Here is a 20,785-nt window from a genome sequence, read left to right on the forward strand (position 1 = left end):
CTTGCAACCTTTCAACACTCATCCTCATGAAAGATAGTTATTGTTTAATTGTTAGTTTTTGTCTTCAAAAAACTATACTCACTTAACTTGAAGATGCAGGTTTTAAAATATTAAATTTATCAGTTAGTTATTCTGGCGGTCAGTGCTTTCGCTTTTTCTGGCAAGGTAATATGCAAAAAACGGCGAGTGTTTCACGAATCGTTTTTGCATCCGGGAAATAGACATAGTTTCGTACCTGTTCATTGGCATACTTCCATAATCGTTCTATGGGATTGATATTCGGGCTGTAAGGCGGCAAATAATGCAATTCAATGTTGAAAACTCTAGCGATATCTTTTTCTTATAGCTGAAACTCTGACGATGAAGCCATTTTGTCATGCCAGCCACAGTGCCAACGTGACCAGACATAAGCCACAAAACCACCTTATTTGGCGATTTTGACTCATAGCAACTTAACGTCGTTATACCGGTTTTTCAATGGATATTGAAGCTTGGGCTGCAAATGACTTCCGACAAAATGTATACACGCAGTCCGCGAATTGTTCTGAAATATACTCATACTTGATTATTGGATATGTAACTAGTTGTTATAGGAGGTTTTAGCCTGTGGTGAGGGAAGCGACACAAAAGGTAATACGTTTGCTTCTGGCACAAAGCCGCCTGTCTGGTTAGATCTCACTCATCATCAATAGTGTCAGATTAAGTCTTATTTGGTAATCACATTGGTACAACTAACTCTCTTTTGTCGGTCATGCGGTTATTCCAAATCCGAAGAGATGCATGACAAAGTGGTCGGTACGTTCATTGAGCGTGAATACTCTATTTCATAAGAGATCTAACTATTGGGAGCATGACCCGGCTCTACCGCAAAGAAGATGTTTGCCAGTGTAGCCCCCTCTTCAACCATGACGGTGTGACGAAAAAAACAAATGGGATTTATATTCAATTAGATTAAAAAATCTTCCCGAATAGAACATTAGAGACACCGTAGTCCGATAAGTTTCCTATTGAAACCAAATCACAACTACGTGTCTCTGAGTTAGCTATTCTTAAACAATCCGAAGGTTGTTCCTACTTCGTAATTGCCTTAACTTGCAATCGATATGTAATCAATGATGCAAGTTCAGCCAGCGGCTTATCACTTAACAACAATTCCAGCGGAATATCCAAACGTAATTGATTATTGATTTTTTGTACCAACATTAAACCATTCAATGAATCAATACCGTTGTTAGTCAAAGGCAGATCGGGATGGAATACTTCTGTTGACGTCCCAACAATCTCACCACAAAAGGTTTGTAGCAAGCTAACAACATCGTCCAGATCACTCACTGCAAGCGACGCTTCTATGGGTAAAGTCTGAACCACATTTTCTTGCTGAACATCACGCAATAGCGGTAGGTGACGCATCTGGCTGGACAGTAAATTTGACCAATTCGTCAAGAATGGCACCAGTTGCGGCTCAATCCGAGCAAACAAGCGCTCTAAAACAGCTAATCCCTCCTCTGAGCCAAATGGCTGTAAGCCACTATTTTCCAATATTGGCAGCGTTCGACTATCCCGCAAAGCGATCCCCGCTTCCCATGGCCCCCAATTAAGGCTTAACGCAGGTAAACCTTGCTGACGCCGTAAACAGGCCAGACTATCCAACATAGCGTTAGCCGCTGCATAAGATGCCATACCCGGCAAAGCCAATAATGCCCCCAACGAGGAAAACATAACAAAATGCTCTAAAGGTGCATCAGCCAACGCCTGATGTAATGTCCAGGCACCTAATGCTTTAGTGGCAAATACTCTATCAAACGCCTCGGGGCTGAGTTCACGATATCCCTGATCTTCAACATGTGCAGCACAATGAATCACCCCACGCAGCGGCTGGCTGGCTTGTTGTCGATACTCAGCCAAACAAATGCGGGTCCTTTCCACATCACTGAGATCAACCGACAGATAATTAGCCTCTATCCCTTGTTGATGTAGCATTTCCAATAACTTTCGATCAGCCGCATCAAGGGCAAGACGACGCCCAATCAATAACAAATGTTGAGCACCATGTTGTACCATCCAGGGAATCAATTGACGCCCAATATCACCAAAAGCACCAGTCAGCAGATAGCAGCCATCTGGACGAAAACGCACTGGTGGTAGCGCGGGTATTTCAGGTAATGGCACAAGGCGTAGCACATAACGCTGGTCATGGCGCAGAGCTAATTGATCCTCGCCATCACCTATCAATAGCGCGTCCCACCATTTGGCTGGAGCCGTGATACTGTCAATATCCAGTAACCCCCCCCATAATGCGGTTGCTTCTTGTTGACCAATAACGCGCATCATTCCCCATAATGCAGCGGCAAATGGATCGGGCTGATCCTGCTCGGTAATTTGATGAGCACATTGAGTCACTATCCACAAACGTGGTTTTATCGACCGCTCGGCCAGCGCTGCACACAAATGTATCAACGAATGATAAGCCATCTGCGGAGCCTGCAACGGCCAGAGGATTAGGATCCTTTCGGTTTCAACAGGAAGAGTATCAACTAATTCTTGAGTTTTCTGATAACTGTCAGGCAGACCAGAATATAACGAGGCACATCCACCACGGCGTTGCAACTCATCAACTAACTCTTCTGCCAGAGCGTTTTCACCCCCAAGGATAGCCCATTGCGTCACAGACTCTGTTGATGGCTGAGCTGGCAGTTTACGCCACTGTGGTTGGCCGACAACCAGATTGTGCAGTTTGGCAGACAAGCTGTTTTTTCTATTACCAACAAGCTGAACGCAAAAACCGCTGATCTGGCAAAGTAACATACCGCTATCAGTATAGACGTCAATATCACCAATCCATTGTTGTTGCGTCTGCTTAGTATTTCGGGCATGGGCATGAACCCGACCTGACAATTTACCATTGATACGCAAATGCTGAATACTGACCGGGATACGGAACTCGTTGGCAGGAATTGGCGCGTGAACATCAGCAGACTGAATCGCCAACAATGATTGGAAGATGCCATCCAAAGCCGCTGGGTGAAAATTCATTCCCTCCGGTGCAGGTGGTAATTCAATCTCACAGATTGTTTCTTCTTTACCAATAAGCGCATGGCGCAGAGTACAAAAAACACCACTATAACTGAAATGTAGATGTTGAAATGCCTGATACAACATCTCTTGGTTCCACATGCAAGGATAGCGATCATTTACCGCTAATGGAGGAATAGCACAAGCAGTAGCCCCCGGTACAACGATGTTCACCTGTGCACTGGCTGCAAGTTGGTAATGTACACTCTCATCCAGATTACGGGTAATGTGTACTTGCACTTCCATTCGCTGGCGATCTAGCTGTGTCTTTAACCTGAATTGTATGCCTGGCACTAGCAGTAAAGCCGATTGCAACACAATATTATCAAGCGCTAATCCAACGTCAGGAAAACAGATACGAGCCGCCGCCAACATTGTTTCAATATAGCCCGCAGCCGGAAACATTGCATTTCCCATGACAACATGATCGAGTAACCAAGGCACTTGTTCTACAGCTAACTCAGATTGCCAACTCTCGCTACCCGGCTGAGCTTCGCCCAATAATACACCGCTCAATATACGTAATCGGCGGCGACGGCTAATCTCTGGTTCATGCCAATAAGATTGCTGATGCCAGGAGTAAGTGGGTAGATCAATTGGGCAAGCGGTAGGCATCAGAGTCCGCCAGTCCGGTTCAACCCCAGCTTCAAACAGCTGTCCTAACAGTTGTGGCCAGTTCTGCCCTGAGCGACAGGCAAACACCTGCCCTCGATAAGGCTGGCTCCAATCCTTTAATCCTGCACTCAGTAGTGATTTAGGTGAAACTTCCAGAAAATGGTGGAAACCCGCTTTGAGCATGTTTTCTACCGCATCGTCAAAACGGAGTGACGAGACGACATTGTCAGCCCAATGCTCGGGACTCAACTTTCCATTAATCAACTCCCCGGTGACTGATGAAAACACTGGCAACAAAGGTTCTGCCGCGGGAACGGTTGCCGCATCCGCAGTCAACCCAGCCCTGATTGACTCTATATAATGGGAATGAGAAGCAATTCTATAATTAAGCCAACTACTGGCAATACGCTGCTGCTTTAAGCGCTCAGCAACCGCGGTTAATTCACTTATAGGCCCAGACAGTAAGCAACGATTGATGCTATTACGCCCTGCTATCACCACGGCAGGCTCGGCACCGGGGGCAGACAAATGAGGCAATATCTGATCAACTGTTGCCGCCACGATTAATAATCCGCCGCCTTTATTCAACACACGTTCCAGATAATGATAACGCTGATGTAACAGTGTCAGTGCCTGCGTCAGATCATAAATTCCCGCCAGATAACAAGCCGCCATTTCACCGGAACTATGACCAAGTAACGCCGCTGGTTTGAACCCCCACTTCTGCAACTGCGCAGCCATTGAAATTTGTACAGCAAACTGCATTGGCGGCTCTATCAGTTCATCGGCAGAGATCAATGCCGCATATAAGGAAGGTGCAGAAAATCCCGTCCAAATTGCCTCACAACGTTCGAATTGTGCTGTAAATTCGGGAAATTGCTGAAACCAAGCGATAGAATCTTGCCAATCTTCGCTGCCAATACCCGCAAATATCCAAGCCAGACGATCAACTTTTTTATTGTTATGCTCCGACGACACATTCAGATTAGTCAACCGCTGTCGCAACTGTTCTCGGTTACTGAATGCGATCCCCTTACGTAACAGAAAGCGGTGACGAGTCGTCGCCAAGCTATAGCACAAATCATCAAGGGCAATATCTGGCTGCTGTTGCAGCAAATCAGCAATGCTCTGAGCTTGTTGCTTCAGAGAAAACTCAGACTGCGCAGACAATGGCAGTATGAAAGCTTGCCCTTGCGTCGTTCGAAGTTGTACGGAAGATTCTGCATTATTACTTAACACCACATGGACATTCGTTCCGCCAAAACCAAAGGAATTCACCCCTGCTATTACTTTTCCTTCAGGCAATGGAGTTAACTGCTGTGGAACTTGCAATCCCAACTCAGTAAAACGAATGTGGCGGTTAGGTGGCTCGGCATGTAAATTGCCCGGTACCTGTCCTCGTTGTAAACACAATACCGCTTTAATTAATCCAGCAATGCCCGCCGCAGCTTCCGTATGACCAATTACGGATTTACACGCCCCAATCAACAATGGGCGGTCTGTCGGTTCGGGCCGACAGACCAGCCCCAGTGCTTCTGCTTCTATCGGATCACCCACCCCAGTCCCAGTACCATGAGCCTCAATATAATCAATCTCTTCCGGGGAAATCCCCGCCTGAGCACAGGCCATCCGAATCACTCGTTGTTGTGCGGTGCTACTTGGCTGAGTAATCGTGGGAGTGCGGCCATCTTGATTGGCAGCTGAACCGTGGATCACCGCCAAAACGGGATCGCCATCCTGTAAAGCCGCATTCAAAGGTTTCAGCAAAACAGCACCGACGCCTTCACTACGCACATAACCATCAGCGTTAGCTGAAAAGCTATGACAGCGGTTGGTTAATGATAGAAAACCAGTACGGCTTTCTACTATCGAAAAATCAGGCATCAACATTAACTGGCTGCCACCCGCTAGCGCCAGTTGTGATTCTCCGCGCCGCAAACTTTCACAAGCCAAATGGACCGCTAACAGGGACGATGAACAGGCGCTATCAATAGTCAAGGATGGTCCTTGAAAATCAAACGCATGGGATATCCGGTTTGATAACATGGTTCCCATTGCACCGGTTGAGGTATAACCGGTAGCCTGACGCAAATCAGTAAATTGCAGGTGCATATAATCATGAGTGAAAGCACCGATATAGACACCAACCGCCTGACCCGCCAACGATTTTGGCGCTATTCTCGCCCGTTCCAGCGTTTCCCATGTCACCTGCAACATCAAACGATGCTGTGGATCGATAAAAGGCGCTTCTGTATTACTGATATCAAACACCGCCGCATCGAAACCGGTAACATCAGTGATAAATCCGCCTTCTCGCGCCACCATTTTCCCCGGCAAATTGCGATCTCGGGAACTATAAGCCTGAGTTGACCAGCGTTCAGGAGGGACTGGGGTAATTGCGTCACTTGAACCACACAACAGCTGCCAGAATTCCTCTGGAGAGCTAACACCTCCCGGGAAACGGCAACTCATACCGATAATGGCAACCGGCATATTATCGCTTCTCATCATATTAATATCCATAATGGTATTCTTTGCTCCGATTAGTTGTTTGCCAGATCATCGTGTTTACTTATCAACACCAAGTCGTCGGACTGGGAATACATTTTGGCGGATGAGGTGGTAACCCCGGTGTCATCAATGACTGATAGCTGATGCCCGTATTGAGTAACTGATAACGCAAACCACTTGGGCAGGTGGTGGCTCCATCCATTGCCTGAGTGATATCAATTGTCACCCCAAAAGCGACATTAACCGGTTGCAATGTATTGTCAGCCGCAGTACGGATGATACGTAATGGCGCTCCACCACAAACTTGCAGATGGTTATTACCAACTTCACTCACCCGAATCACCATAAAGTTACAATATCCTCGATAATTCAGATCGGTGTCTGGCGGCTGGTTGGAGATAATCCAATATTGATCACTTTGCTTTTCAATGATTTTGGCATTAGATAACAGGCTGTAGCCGTTATCAGTGAATATCTGACGCAACTCTTTTGAGACTGTGCCACTATTTAATGAACTCATCAGCTCAAGCGCCGCACTGAATAAAGGTACACCTGTTAACTTATTGCCTGTTTCCTCAAACGGTAAAGCCACCGCGCCATTGGTCAGATTAGCGCCGGTCAATTTAGCTTCCGTAAAGATAGTGCCTTGAATTGAAGCAAAGGCCAGAGATGCCGGCTTAAGACCTTCGGTGGGTTCTAACATTGCCTTGCTGAAATCAGTATTCACCAGACTAGCATAGGACAAATTCGCACCAAACAATCGAGCCTGAGTGAAATTCATTGTCGCTAAGTTAGCATTCGACAAATTGACCTGTTCCAAATTGGCGTTATCGGCTCTGGCGTTACTGCCGTACCAATGAGCGCCAGACATATCAACTGCGTACAGATTAGCGCCAGTCAGGATAGCATTAGGCATAAATGTGTTGGCAAGAATTGCCGCATTACCGCCATTATCTTGCGCAACGTTTAATTGCCCATCCTGATAGTGAATAAATAACGGTTTACCATCATGTTCCACCAGCCAGTTCTGGCCCGGATGACGAACTAACACCTCTGCCTGACCATTAACCAATATCTTTCCCTGATACAACATTTGACGTAACCGTTCAGGCAGTTGCTGATTATCCAGTGTCTGAGCATCGGCTTTATCCAAATGTGTCACTGTGGATAAAGCACCAAATTGAGCACCAGTTAAATCAACATTCTCCAGACTCGCATTAGATAAATTCGCGCCAACTAAAGAGACATTCCCCAGAACAGTGGCGCCGGCCAGATTAGCACCGACCAGAACTGCGCCATTCAGTGACGTAAAATCCAGATTTGCCTTTTTCATCGATGCCATCAGGAATATGACTTGGTCCAGCTTCTGGCGGCTCAGATTAACGCCATCCATCTGCGCCTGAGTAAAATCTGTTTTAGCGGTAATCGTGGCATCAACCAAGTTCATCTTTGTCAGCACCGTCGCTAATAAGGTACTGTCGCTGAGGTTAAGCTGGCTATAACCGGTGGTTAACGATAATCGTGCGTTGGTCAGATTTGCGCCACTGAAATTAACATGATTGATATTCGCCCCGGTAAAATCCGTCCCCACTAACGTGGCTTGACTAAAATTCGAGGTTTGCAAAGTGGTATTCTGCAAATTCACCAACGTCATGATCGCCGCGGTAAAATTGCAGGAAGCCAGACTGGCTCCGCTGAGATCAACATTAACCAGATTCGCCTGAGATAAATCAGCATTCTCCATTATTACCGAAGGTAACAACGCTCCAGAGAAATCCGCACCGGGCGCTTTTAGACGATTCAATATCGGCTGACCACCGCTGCTCTTACAGCCACGGAAAATGGCGTTCGGTAGCTCAGCGTCAGGCATATTGGTATCACTACCGACGATACACTTTTCAAAAAGCGCATTTTTACCATGAATATGCGTTAGATCAGTCTTGCTTAAGTCACAACCATTAAAATTACAATCATCAACTTTGATATTAGTTAAATCAGCGTCAAGCAATGTCGAACCATGCAGGTCAGCATTGGACAAATCGACGGCCATCATCACCATTTCATTCAAATTCTCTTTAGCGAGATAAGCAAAACGCAGATCGGCTCCCATTGCCCCCCATTCTTTGAGGAATTCCAGGTCCTTTGTCACAATAGTACGAGTAAATTGGGCTGACAGAGGCGGACTGCCAGTGACTGTCTGCCAAATCAGCCCAGATTGTTGTGCCACCAAATAACTGTCACCACTGCTACTGATACGACGCAGGCGAAATCCAGATCCTCCAACCTCTTCCAACCGGATCTCAGCAACCGTACCAGTGCGCGGTTGATTAGCTTGAGGAGTATTGCCGCTCGCGGCCAGATATTGACCATTGCCAGCCTGTAACCAAAAGCTAGTCATGCCATAAGCATTAATCATTTGATTCATCGCCCCTGATTGCTTGGCTGACAGGAGAAGCGTACCATCGTCCTGAACAGTAATCAGTTGGCCAGAAGCCGCAGCAAATTGCCATTTGCCAGCAAAAGATCTAGATTCGCTCATGTCATTATCCTTGCAGCAATTGATTTACAGAAACCTTCCCAGCTCTCCCAGCCTGACCACCGCTGGCGCTAATCCCTCCAATACCATATTTTCCATCGGCTGCATGTGAACCGTCACCATTTACCCCACCGCGCCCGGCAATCCCCCCAGCACCTCCGGGTTGCCCGAACCCTCCACTCCCGCCATTAGAGGTGGCAGCTACCGGTTTTGGTAAGCTAGTCTGGATATATCTGACCCAAACATTACCTCCATTGCCGCCATTTCCCCCATTGCCGCCATTTCCCCCATTGCCACCGTTACCACCAACACCACCGAGTTTCCCTGACGATGATGAATTACCACGGCCACCATTGCCGCCATCACCCCCATTACCACCGTAACCCGCTATGCCACCATCACCACCGTTACCGCCATTATTGCTAATACGCACTACATCCTGTACGTCAAAACGGGTACAACGCAGGGCAAACCACCAGCCAGAACCTGATTGACCATCCTGGCCACTCTGACCATTTCCACCATTTCCACCATTGCTACCGGCAGTGGCTGGCTTACGACGAGCAGCATTCTGACCATCAACCCCCCGTAGACCATCAGCGCCATTGGCTCCATCGGCACCTTTCACGCCATTAGTACCCAAAATTTGAATATCTGCGACCATGACTCCTCCTTGCCGTTATTGTTTTTTGCCGTTGACATAAACTGAGCCTACGGTACCTGCTTTTCCGGCAATTCCTGAGCTCCCAGATATACCATTTTTACCTGAGCTACCACTGGAATAACCAGTACCGCCGCCGCCGCCGACACCACCAGAACCACCATTGCCACCAGAACCACCATTGCCAGCAATTGCCCTGGCCTTAAAGGATGCGCTCCCCCCTTCGTTGTAAGTAAAATAGATGTTACCGCCGTTACCGGCGTTACCACCATTACCGCTGGCACCACCATCGCCTCCACTACCGCCATTACCGCCGTTTCCAGCCCTACATTCGCTGGTAGAGCCACCGCCATTCCCTCCTCTCCCGCCACTACCACCGTTACCACCATTACCGCCATTACCACCATTACCGCCTTGTGTCAGCATATTCACAAAGCCTGTGATGGTACCGGTTTTAAAATTGACATCCGCTGCATCTCCTCCTTTCTCGCCGTCACTTCCTCTGGCGCCATCAGTACCATTGCCACCCGCAGTACCTGACGTAGCCTGTATTGCACAGGAGTTTTTATTATCTTTACCGGAGTTACCATTACTGCCGTCTTTCCCATTGGAGCCACTGTTTCCGCTCCCGCCATTGCCTCCGTTCCCTCCAATATTTTCAATGCTCGGGCCATCATTATCTGTACCTCCTAAGGTACTAACTATGATTACTTCGTTCGCCTGAACCGTGCCATTGGTGAGATAAATAACTTTACCGCCAGGTTGAATCGTTATCTTATTAAAACTTAAGTTAACAGGTTCTCCGTGACTATCTTTACTTCCAACAATCAATGGATTACTGGCAGTAACAACGATATCTTCACCACTGTATAACGCGACTTTCATCGGGAAACGTTTAGCGTTCAGAATATCTTCATAATCTTTGACCAAAGGAGAATAACCATAGATATAAGCGCGGAAAGCTTTACATATATCAGCATGATTACCGGTGACATTTGCCAACCGTTCAGCAGAATAGGGTTCAGGTAGCGGATGATGGGGTTCCATTCCGCCTGGTCCATACTCACTGTCAGGCACACCCCCCAGTTCCTTCAATTCTTGTATGGTTTGTACGGTAAAGAATGCGGGTGGCACAGTGGCTATTTTCGGATCGTTAGAAAATATCACCGGCCCGTCAAAGTCCGAAGTGTTCAATTGCTTCGGCTGCCGCTCGGTACTGGTCAAATGATAATGCTCACGCAATTCAGCCAAAGTTTCGTTAACCGTTTTCATTTTATTCATGGGAGTTCTCCTGAGTTTGGGTATAAGTTTGTACGTTTAGAATCACAGAGGCGTCACATATCAGTTGCCCACCTTGCTTAAGCACCAAAGTGTCAACCACCACCACTATCGGTCTTGAAGTCGGATTGCTAATGTTCAGAACCCCGTCATCAGCAATCTCCAGTTCAGCAATCGCAAAAACATCAACGGTTGCCGGAAAGGATATCGGCGCTTCAACAGGGGGGATACCAGAAAGGGTTAATAGCTCCGATGCTGACGATACTTCTGCCGTATAAGAAGGAGCCAGTGACAGTGGGTCGTCAGGCCGTAAAGAGCCTTGCGACGAAGATACAACAACGACTTTCTCCGTTACATCGATCTCTGGGATACCTAATAATTGCAAAACCGCTTTAAATCCTGAGTTATAAATTTTTAATGGCATAGTTCTCTCCGAGAAACTGTAAACAGAAATAATCTGCTGATTATCGCCATCCACGGTGCAAATAACTGGGTAACGGGTACTAACATCAGTAATGATGAAATAACCATTTTCATTGATAGTTTCGATCGTTGCCTTGTTACTAAGAGGGTGTTTGTTGTCAGCAAAAACTGCGCGGATTTTATCCATATCGTGTTGCTGGAATATCGGTAATTGATCGATACCCAGATCGAATATTGGTGTAGTTGGCTTCCACTGGCTGATCTGTGGTTGGGTACGTTGATTTTCACCCAGGAATTTGCCGTAATTCATCGCTACCAGAGTACGGAACGAATCTATCGCCAGATGTCCGGCAACAATATGCTGGCGTTTAGCTGGATCAGGCACTAAGGTCGAATCAGGGACAGTTACCAGGAAAGTACCGTCAGGATTATAGATATCAAGGATATAATCCGTTGGGTCCCGCCCTTCGTTACGGTATGACAAGACATAAATATATCCCTTCTCCTCAACCGCAACATCCAGATACGTAATCCCGGCTGGCTTATTCAGTGACATATAGGACAGATAATCCGCTACCGTAATCTGAGCAGGATTCGTTGCATTAAGGGTTAACAGCCAGGATCGAGCGCTGCTAAGATCATCAATTTGCCATTTGACACCTTGACCGATAGCGATAACCCGTACATTACTCAAATCGTTATATACAGATACCGTTTGTCCCTGAGCGGTCAGCGTGTAAGTCGCGGGTTTCTGCGGATCATATACCAACCAGCTCTGCCCTTGCTGTATCACGTCAACTGTTGTGCTGCCAACTGGGTCAATATTACCGTCTGCGGTCTGGTTATAACTTAGATAGATCCCATCATGTGCAAAGGTGTTAATAATCTGCTCGTCCAGTACTCCAGCATTCAGCAAACGTATAAAGTTTGGATCACTGTCACTGAACAGAAATGTCAGCCCCTGCTCACGAAATGCTTGTTGTAATGCCGGGGAAAACTTCTGAGCATCCAGTGTTGCCTGATAATCAGCGGTAGCAAGTTGAAACAGTGTTGCACCCGCAAAACTCGCGAATGGGTTCCCTTTAGTATCAAACGCCTGAATACGGGTATTGATTGTCTCCAATAATAGTATGCGGCCATCTGGCGTTACGGTCAGGGCAATTGGCCCATGAGTTAGCCCTTGCCGAACCCCTTCTCCAGAGACAATTTGTGCCGCTGGAGCCTGATCATCCGGATAGCCCTGATCACCCAGCGTCAGGATCTGCATCTTGCTATATTGCCAACTGACAGCAATGACATAGCCGCTCGGGTGAACCACCATTGCATCAAGATGTGGAATGGTGAAAGTCCCCCACGAAAGCGGATTATCCGTCAGACCAAAATTATGGCTGCCATCACGCAGGTCCACCCGACGTAAGTGATATTCACCAAACCGTGAATCAATAATAAAGTTATAAGGCGTGATGGTTTTTTCGTCTGGTCCTTCGCCAAAACTGTTATAACTGATCAGTGGTTGTACTTTGAAACCTACCGCAGATAATTTCAGACGTTTATTCAACGAGTCGTTGCCCAAAGTGGAAATGTTTTGCAACACGTACATCTGGCCGCTATTGGGTGGACTTAATGGATCTTCCAGTGGAATATCCTGCCCAGAAGCCTGATAACAATAACCAACCTGATAATCTGAATTCAGGATTGTCATATTGACCAGCTTGCAGATGTTATTACCTACATTGCTACAATTAGTTGAAGACTGGGTTTCCAACGGTACGCTGCCTTCAATCCACTGGTACTCTTTTTTACCGCTATCGTAAGACAACTGTTCCCAATATTCGTATTGAGTCACCTGAGTCAGCGGTACCAACATCTCTTTTATATTACCGCTGACGCGCATGATGCCTTCATTAGGGTCATCTGGCTGCGCATTCAGCAGATCACTGGTGTAGCTCCCCGCTAACCAGCCAGTGGCTGAATAGACATTAGCCTTGATTTTGAGTGTTCCACCCCAGCCAACCGAATTGAAATTAAAAGATAGTGGTGTATTGGAACCTGTCGCGGGTAATGGAATAGTCTGGGTATAGTAGGTGCCGTTGGTATATTCAACGGTTACCTGACACTGTACTGCCACCGGCGGCCAGATTGCAGTTTCCGGGCGGCCCGCTTCACCATGAGCAGGATCGGGATGCAGGGTAAAAGCCAAAGTCATCTGGCGCTTGATATCCACTTCCAGGGTAGCTGGTGTGGAAAGCAACTCCCCCGTCGTCACTGCAATCTGCGCAAAATCTAGCGCAATTGAAGCGAGCCGAAACGCCCAACCCACCACAGGAACCGCCTGAGCGGCTGCACTGGCTGCTATCTGGGCGGTAACATAAGTGGCTAATGCTTCCATCCCTTTTTTGGCCAAAATACCAATGGCAATACTGGCTAAACTGGTTAGCACTTTCTTGGTATTGAATAACGCTGCTCCGACAGCTGCCCCACCACCAATCAACGGGAAGGCAACAGCGGCTAATGCAGCAACACTATCCTTATCGGAAATAAAATTTTTATACCACTGAGTGTTAGTTACTGCGGCACCAGCCAACATCATCAGGGCCGGAATACCGTACTGGAACATGCCAGTTAAAATCACACCCGGCCAGATAATCGGGTCTTCCCAGCGGGAAGTTCCCAAACCACCAAACAAAAATTTAGCCGCCTGAGCTTCAGCTGGCCAAGGCAAGCCAAAGTTAGTGGGATCAGTGGGCATCGGAATCCCCATGATCGTATTGACATTAGCCAACACACCAAGGGCTTTTTGTGATGGCGTTTCAAATAATGCCGCCAGCTCTTGAGGGAAATAAAACGGCCAATTACCGTCAACCTTTGGATTATCGATCGGCTGTTCCATCTTAGTGTCTTTAAAGAACTGAATATAGACACCTAGCTGACGTAAGTATTTGTTCTTAAAATCAATGGAAAAATGACTTTGGCTGCTATCGTAACGGATGCTGTCGGCATACACATCCATACCGTGATTAGGAGTACGATTAGTGGCAGTCCAAATTTGGTTGGTGCCCCGCTTAATCGTCAATGCTGCTGCCTGATCTTTGAATTCAGCGACGTCCAGAGACGCACTTTGGCTGACACTCCAATTATGATTTTGCAGACGACCATCATTATGAGAAGTTTTCAGCGCATTAGATGCTGGCGAGCCAGAATAATTCTCCGTTTCATCCGATAGGTTATATTGCATCACCGGATCACCTTCGGCGAAAATCACCTGTCCGTCTTGACCTACCCAGTCAAATTCGTAAAACATTGCACTGCCATCAGGGGCAACCAATTGGCCATAAGTGGCAAAACCGCCTGTCTCTGTCGCAGGTCCCTGACTCGATATTGATATAGCCAGTTCATAAACTCGGTTATATTGCAGTGGGTCTATTGCCTGTGGTGGGGCAATATGTGCATGAGTGACAATTGATGCTGCATAAGCCTGACTGTTAGACAATTCCGGATGGGAAAATACAATAGAGCAAGCAATATCCCACGGTGTTTTAATTTCATTAGTCGCAACCCACAAATCGGCGTAATGAATAGAATTTCGCGCTACATGTTGGCTATTAACACCGAGAGCACTAAGTTTACCCGGCAAAGCCATCTCTATATTATTTACTGCCAGTTTTTCTCTGTTACGTTTGGCATAACGATGTAAATGAGCATTGGGAATATGATAAGAAAGATGATAAAGAACCGGTAATGAAGAACGATAAGGCCCGGATTTATCACCAACCACTTTAATTAGCGTAACGTGATGAGGTAAAAAATAGTGTTCAGGTATCTCCGCGAAATGGCTGATATTGTGTGAACCGTAACGCAGAACCATATCTATTGCAGGATTTTCTCCAGCTGCTCTGGCTAAACTTGACTCATCATGTTCTTGCAACGGTATATTATATTCACCAACCCAAAGATTTAATTGACTGGATTGGGTACGTAAATGGTTTTGAGCTAGGTCAAAATGTAGAATATGCGTTTTCATTTGTATTTCATCTCTCTAAATGACTATTTTCGTTATTACAATAAACACTCAATAACCGTATAAATAATTCGGCAAAAAATCCCGAAAAAACAATCCCCATGAGAATGAATACATCCTCCTATAGACATATTTTTTAAAATGATAAGCACCTGAAACTAAGTAGAAAAAGATTTATCTACTTTACAAAAATCAATTGAATGTGACATTTAAGCTACGCAATTAATAACATTAATGCGACTTCACCCTTTTTTCATCAGTTAAAGACGACATTTATGTGACGTATAGCCAACTTTCAATTCTAGCCAATTAATGGTTTCAATTTTAAATCTTTATTATTCGACGTTATTAGTATGAATTAAATTAAGAATAAAAATAATCCTCTAAAATTATAAAACCTATCTTCAATAATAAAACAAACCTTTAAATAAACCCCTCAAATAAATTAAAAGGGTATTTAAATAAATCAATCTCATAAATTAAGAAGGTATTTAAATAAATTAGCCTCATAAATTAAGAGGGCGTTCAGAATTCTGTATCACGTTAATTTAGCGGTTACAACGTTATCACATTATCCAAACGCCCTTTAAAGGTCGTATATTCAATCTGTTGATTTGTGTTAAATGTAGTATTCACTTTCAATGAAAGTGCCGATGATTTTATTATGTATTTCCGGTGACTTAGACATGGCCAGATCAATAATTTGTTTTTTGATACCCGCTTGGCACGCGCGGTAGGCATATTCAAGTTGACAGGTTCGGTTACAAGAGAAACAGCGATAGCGTTGGTGACCGACTCCCCCTTTACCCCATTAGATTTATCAGGCTCCAACAGAAGAAATGGCTTTGCAGGCTTTTTCTGAACAATGGGTTTACAGTGTCTGGTGAGCCACGCGTAGCAACCAATCTTCCACGATAGTAGCAGCCTCAGATACTGGATAGTGATTGCTTTTGAGAACATGATAAGCCATCCCCTTTAGAGAAGGTTCGGCAACAATCTGCAGTACCCCTAGTCTTAGCTCTTCTTCTATTAATAATAAACTTAACAGTGCCACACCCTGACCTGCGATAGCTGCTTGTATAGCATGACTTTCCTCGTAATACCGAATACCGGTGGATAAATCAGATGGTTTAAGCCCGGTGGCTTGAGCCCAGGCAATCCATGTTAGCTCTATTGGTAAAGAATGATGCCAATCGAAGTGAATTAAAGGCCATTGTGAAATATCTTGATTTATCGTCTCAAGAAGTGCTGGATTAGCGACAGGTGCAAAATGATCCTCAAGAAGCAATGTACCGACTACACCAACATGCTGACCAAGACCATACCTAATCGCCAAATCTACTGTACTGGCATTGAGATCTACAGGCGTGTTGGATGTATGAATATGTAGATCAATGTCAGGATGTGCACTCTGAAACAATGATAGTCGAGGTATTAGCCATTTAGTGGCAAATGCAGGTGTCGTCGATAACATGACTGATTGCCGACGAGGTTTTTGTATATGCTTAATCGCTGTGGAGATGGTTTCAAAACCACTATTCACCGCAGTAAATAGTGTCAGTCCATTTGGTGTTAATTCAACCGCTCGCACTTTGCGCAGGAATAAGGGACATTCGAGATATTCTTCCAAGACCCGGATTCGGTGGCTGATCGCCGTCGCAGTGACAGATAATTCCTCAGCCGCCTTCTTGAAACTACGTAAACGCGCTGCAGCCTCAAAGGCACGAAGTGATGTTAAAGAAGGAAGTCGCATAGTCATATATGGGTGATATTATATCATCTATTGGTTGAAGATATATCGTTTGTCAGTCAATACGATTGAGTAGAAGCTAGTGATACTTGAATAAATATCATTTGTAAAGGCTTGAACTCACATGACCACACTATTACACATTGATGCAAGTGCACGCTACGGATGTTCTGACAAAACTTCTCACGGATCGCATACTCGTCGCTTGACCGCTCGTTTCGTACAACAATGGTTGAGCTTACATCCCGAAACTAAAGTGCTTTACCGAGATGTGGGTCAGGAAGCACCACCGCCAGTCACCGGTAAATGGATACATGCAGCTTTCACTCCCGAACATGCCCGTGAGGAGTGGATGAAAGAAGAGCTTCGAATGAGTGATGTATTGATCAACGAGGTATTACGTGCTGATCTCATTGTAGCTGGCATTCCGATGTATAACTTTGGACCTCCCGCACAATTCAAGGCATATATTGACAATATTGTGCGAGTAGGACGCACATTCGGATTTGATCGAAACCGAAGTGGCGAACCTTATTGGCCACTGTTAGCAAATTCAGGAAAACGCCTGGTGATTCTCTCCTCACGTGGTGATTATGGGTATCAGCAGGACGGCCGCCTCGCTAATCATAATCACGTAGAAGCATCAGTACGTACTGCTTTTGCATACATTGGAGTGACTGATGTTCATGAAGCGGCCATTGAGTATGACGAGTTTGCAGATCATAGACTGACCGATTCTATCAAACTGGCAGAAAATACTGTAGATAACCTTGTTTCGATGTTAGGAAATTGTGTTTAACTCCAATTTAAATTTTTTATTATTCAAATATCCATCTCAAGGGATTAGTATCCATATCCCAGTTTTCGCACAGTGAAATATCTAGTCCGGCGATGCTTTAGGTATGCAGAGCATCGCCGTTATTCAGATGTAATGGAGGTTCGGTTACGGCTTACATTCGTGTTCCGTTTTAGTCTTAAACCCGAGGTCCGGGTTTAAATCCATAAGGTTTAGCCTGAAAAACGACTAAAATACTCAGTATTACCAAAGCAAACATAGTGATTGCAAATGATGAAGGTCCTATCTGTTGAAGTAACCCTCCTCCGATTAACCCTCCACTAGCAACAGCAAGATTAAAAACTGTCACTAACATCGATTGGGCAACATCTGCATCATCACCAGCAGCATCAGCGATTGCTGTCTGTAACAATGTTGGAGCACCACCAAAAGTTATGCCCCAAAGCGTAATACCTAAAAGAACTATCCAGACGTGAGTATTTCCTGCAATAAGCAAAATAGCGGCACAAGCGAAGCCAGTCAGACTAAACATTGTCAGTAAGCGTAATGCTTGATCTATCCAAACACCGGTGATCAGAATCCCAAAAGTTGATGAAATACCAAACAATAGCAGAACCATGTCTACATAATTTCCGAGACCAACTGACCCCAGATAGGGAGAAATAAAAGTATAAAGAATATTGTGCGCCAATATCCACAAAAAGATAACCCACAATACCGAACGAATACCGGGAAGCAGGAATATTTTCCTCACCGACTGGCGATTGGTGGATTTTTGTCCTGAAAAATTCGGAAGTGTTGTACTCACCCAACCTATTAATATTAACGCGAGGGCTGACATAACCCAAAACACGCCGCGCCAATCAAATAGGCTTCCTAACCATGTCCCCAAAGGTACTCCGAAACAGAGAGCAATAGGTTGACCCACTCCTACGATAGCCAGTGCTCTACCCTGGAGATGCACTGGCACCATATGTCTAGCATATCCCGCAAGCACTCCCCAAATAATCCCAGCCGACATCCCGGCAATTAAACGTGACACCAATATAACCGCATAGCTGGAAGATAGCGCTGTGAGAGAGTTAAATACAAGTAACCCACCAATTGCCAACAAAAATAGAGGCCTTCTCGACCAACTACGAGTGGCAGCAACAATAGGTATCGCAGCAATTACTGACCCCAACGCATATACGGAAATCAGCTGTCCGGCAAGGGACTCAGAAATATTAAGGTCATGGCTGATTTGTGATAACAAGCCTGCAGGCATTGTTTCAGTCATAATTGTGATAAAACCTGCTAAGGTGAAAGCTAGAAGCTTGAATATCGGAACCCTTTCGACATTACCCAAAGTTTCTGCTGTTACATGATAGCCAAGTGAATTTTTCATTATTTCCTCTTATCAGACTCTTTTATAATTACTTGTATGTCTTACGTAGAGTAATAATTACTTGGCAAAATAAGTTGCGATCATATCTTTATGACCATAGCCCACTTTTTGTGCTCGTTTGAAGCGCTCTAGCCCGGCTTCAACGCCATCAACTTTCACACCAGCCCGTTTAGAGGCATCGACAACTAATTCAGCATCCTTTATCGCATTATCTAAAGAGAAGCTAGTATCATAATTTCCTGACATTATTGCAGCAGATTTAAGCTGGAAATACATGTTATCCATAGGACCACCTTTGACCACATCGATAACAAGTGATGGACTTATTCCCATAGCTTCAGCAATAGATAAACTTTCCGCTATCCCATGTGTTAAGGCAAAAACCCAGCTGTTTAAAGCAAGTTTGAGCTTACTGCTCACACCACTTTGCTCTGAAACCCAAACCGTACGTTGACCAATAGCATCAAACACTGGCTGAACAAGATCACGATCATGCAGTGGCCCAGAAGCAATAATAATTAACTTACCTTGTTCTGCTGGACCTTTCGTACCCTGAACTGGTGCATCAAAATACTTAAGACCATTTTCAGCAGCGAAGGCTTCAAGTTGTTCATTAGCTGTAATACCAACTGTGCTGGCCTGAATCCAGATGGTGTCTTTAGATAAACCCGGCAATGCAAAATTCATAGACTCTAATACGGCATTTCCATCTTTAAGCATAGTTAATATGATATCTGCATCATCAACTGCATCTTGTACCTGTTCATATACTGATATTCCAAATTCTGCTAAGGCTGTTGCTTTCTCATAAGTACGGTTCCATACACTGACGTTGAAGCCATTCTTTTGTAAATTCAAAGCAATAGCAGCCCCCATAATACCCACACCAAGTACCGCAATGTTTTTAGCGCATTTTTGTACTACTTGAGACATAAATTTATCCTTCTGTATATGAGATATTAATTTAACTTGCTTAAATTCGATGAATTATTAAACAATATGATTGAAAATTTAAAACAAGCACTCATTCTTGAACGTTCATTCCAAAATTTTGCAAATTTTTTTGTTTCACAAAATAGCTATTTCTCGATTACGCTCATTGCAACCTCAACAATATCAGTGAGCCTCTCAGATTGCTCCGTTCGAGAAGCGCCTTTGCTGACAACTCTAATTCCTTGAATTATACTGACAATAAATCGAGCCAAAGCGATGGGTTTTTTAGTTGGATCTATTTCGCCCATCGCTTGACCACGAAGTATCAGTGTACTCAGTGCACGTTCCATCCTACTCAAATTCATAGCGACTAGGTCAGCAATACAATTATCATGGCGGGCCATTTCCAAAGAAGCATTTGCCACCATACACCCTAAGTTTTCAGTATCATTTAGCTCTTCCAAGACTATCTTCATGAGTAATTGTTGAATCAAATCTTTTACTGAACCCTCCTTAGCAAGAAGTTCAACATTACTAGACGTCATTTCATAATAATGCCGCAGGGAAAATTCATAGAGTCCGTGCTTACTACCAAAAGCATTGTACAAACTTCCTCGACCTAGCCCCGTGCCTTCAACGAGATCTTGAATACTTGTCCCCGCATATCCTTTTAGCCAAAAAACGTGCATTGCGGCTTTAGCTATTACATCAAGATCGAATTCTTTTGGTCTCATCAGATATAAAATTTCCTTTCTGGAACGATTGGTAAAAAACTGTATCATCAATCCAATTAAATGGTCAATAC

The 20,785-nt window shown here is 45.0% G+C and carries 10 protein-coding genes and 3 pseudogenes; 2 read left to right on the forward strand and 11 right to left on the reverse strand.

Annotated features, from left to right (window positions below):
• Positions 1-82: 82 nt before the first annotated feature.
• Positions 83-337: pseudogene (locus AACX38_RS13740) on the reverse strand (transposase); the annotation flags it as partial.
• 409 nt (positions 338-746) lie between these two features.
• On the opposite strand from AACX38_RS13740, the pseudogene AACX38_RS20790 reads away from it, so the two are divergent.
• A pseudogene (locus AACX38_RS20790) lies at positions 747-830 on the forward strand (IS1 family transposase); the annotation flags it as partial.
• A gap of 241 nt (positions 831-1,071) precedes the next feature.
• Here AACX38_RS20790 and AACX38_RS13745 read toward each other — a convergent pair.
• The 7 genes and pseudogenes from AACX38_RS13745 to AACX38_RS13775 form a co-directional block, all read right to left on the reverse strand.
• On the reverse strand, positions 1,072-6,198 hold the full coding sequence (locus tag AACX38_RS13745) for a type I polyketide synthase (RefSeq protein WP_228863030.1): 5,127 nt from the start codon (positions 6,196-6,198) through the stop codon (positions 1,072-1,074).
• Positions 6,199-6,262: 64 nt separating this feature from the next.
• Positions 6,263-8,737, reverse strand: a complete 2,475-nt coding sequence (locus AACX38_RS13750) for a pentapeptide repeat-containing protein (protein WP_228863031.1) — start codon at positions 8,735-8,737, stop codon at positions 6,263-6,265.
• A gap of 4 nt (positions 8,738-8,741) precedes the next feature.
• Entirely contained in the window at positions 8,742-9,398 is a 657-nt protein-coding gene (locus AACX38_RS13755) for a hypothetical protein (protein ID WP_228863056.1), read from the reverse strand.
• Positions 9,399-9,413: 15 nt separating this feature from the next.
• Positions 9,414-10,676 (reverse strand): hypothetical protein, encoded by a 1,263-nt coding sequence (locus AACX38_RS13760; protein ID WP_228863032.1) that lies wholly within the window; start codon positions 10,674-10,676, stop codon positions 9,414-9,416.
• Positions 10,669-15,117 (reverse strand): hypothetical protein, encoded by a 4,449-nt coding sequence (locus AACX38_RS13765; protein ID WP_228863033.1) that lies wholly within the window; start codon positions 15,115-15,117, stop codon positions 10,669-10,671. Before AACX38_RS13765 ends, AACX38_RS13760 begins: the two co-directional genes overlap by 8 nt.
• Positions 15,118-15,790: 673 nt before the next feature.
• Positions 15,791-15,907, reverse strand: a pseudogene (locus AACX38_RS13770) (IS1 family transposase); the annotation flags it as partial.
• Between the two features lie 78 nt (positions 15,908-15,985).
• Entirely contained in the window at positions 15,986-16,873 is an 888-nt protein-coding gene (locus AACX38_RS13775) for a LysR substrate-binding domain-containing protein (RefSeq protein WP_228863034.1), read from the reverse strand.
• 115 nt (positions 16,874-16,988) lie between these two features.
• Here AACX38_RS13775 and AACX38_RS13780 point away from each other — a divergent pair, with 115 nt between their 5' ends.
• Positions 16,989-17,663, forward strand: a complete 675-nt coding sequence (locus AACX38_RS13780; protein ID WP_228863035.1) for an FMN-dependent NADH-azoreductase — start codon at positions 16,989-16,991, stop codon at positions 17,661-17,663.
• Between the two features lie 175 nt (positions 17,664-17,838).
• Here AACX38_RS13780 and AACX38_RS13785 read toward each other — a convergent pair whose 3' ends face one another.
• The 3 genes from AACX38_RS13785 to AACX38_RS13795 all read right to left on the reverse strand — a co-directional run bounded on the left by AACX38_RS13785 (position 17,839) and on the right by AACX38_RS13795 (position 20,714).
• Entirely contained in the window at positions 17,839-19,047 is a 1,209-nt protein-coding gene (locus AACX38_RS13785; RefSeq protein WP_228863036.1) for an MFS transporter, read from the reverse strand.
• A gap of 57 nt (positions 19,048-19,104) precedes the next feature.
• Positions 19,105-19,980, reverse strand: coding sequence for an NAD(P)-dependent oxidoreductase (locus AACX38_RS13790; protein WP_228863037.1), 876 nt, complete (start codon positions 19,978-19,980; stop codon positions 19,105-19,107).
• Between the two features lie 146 nt (positions 19,981-20,126).
• Positions 20,127-20,714 carry a TetR/AcrR family transcriptional regulator gene (locus AACX38_RS13795; RefSeq protein WP_228863038.1) on the reverse strand — a complete coding sequence of 196 codons (588 nt, stop codon included), beginning with the start codon at positions 20,712-20,714 and terminating at the stop codon, positions 20,127-20,129.
• Between the last annotated feature and the right edge of the window lie 71 nt (positions 20,715-20,785).

This window comes from Xenorhabdus sp. PB30.3 (assembly GCF_963895965.1).
GTDB classification, from domain to species: domain Bacteria; phylum Pseudomonadota; class Gammaproteobacteria; order Enterobacterales; family Enterobacteriaceae; genus Xenorhabdus; species Xenorhabdus stockiae.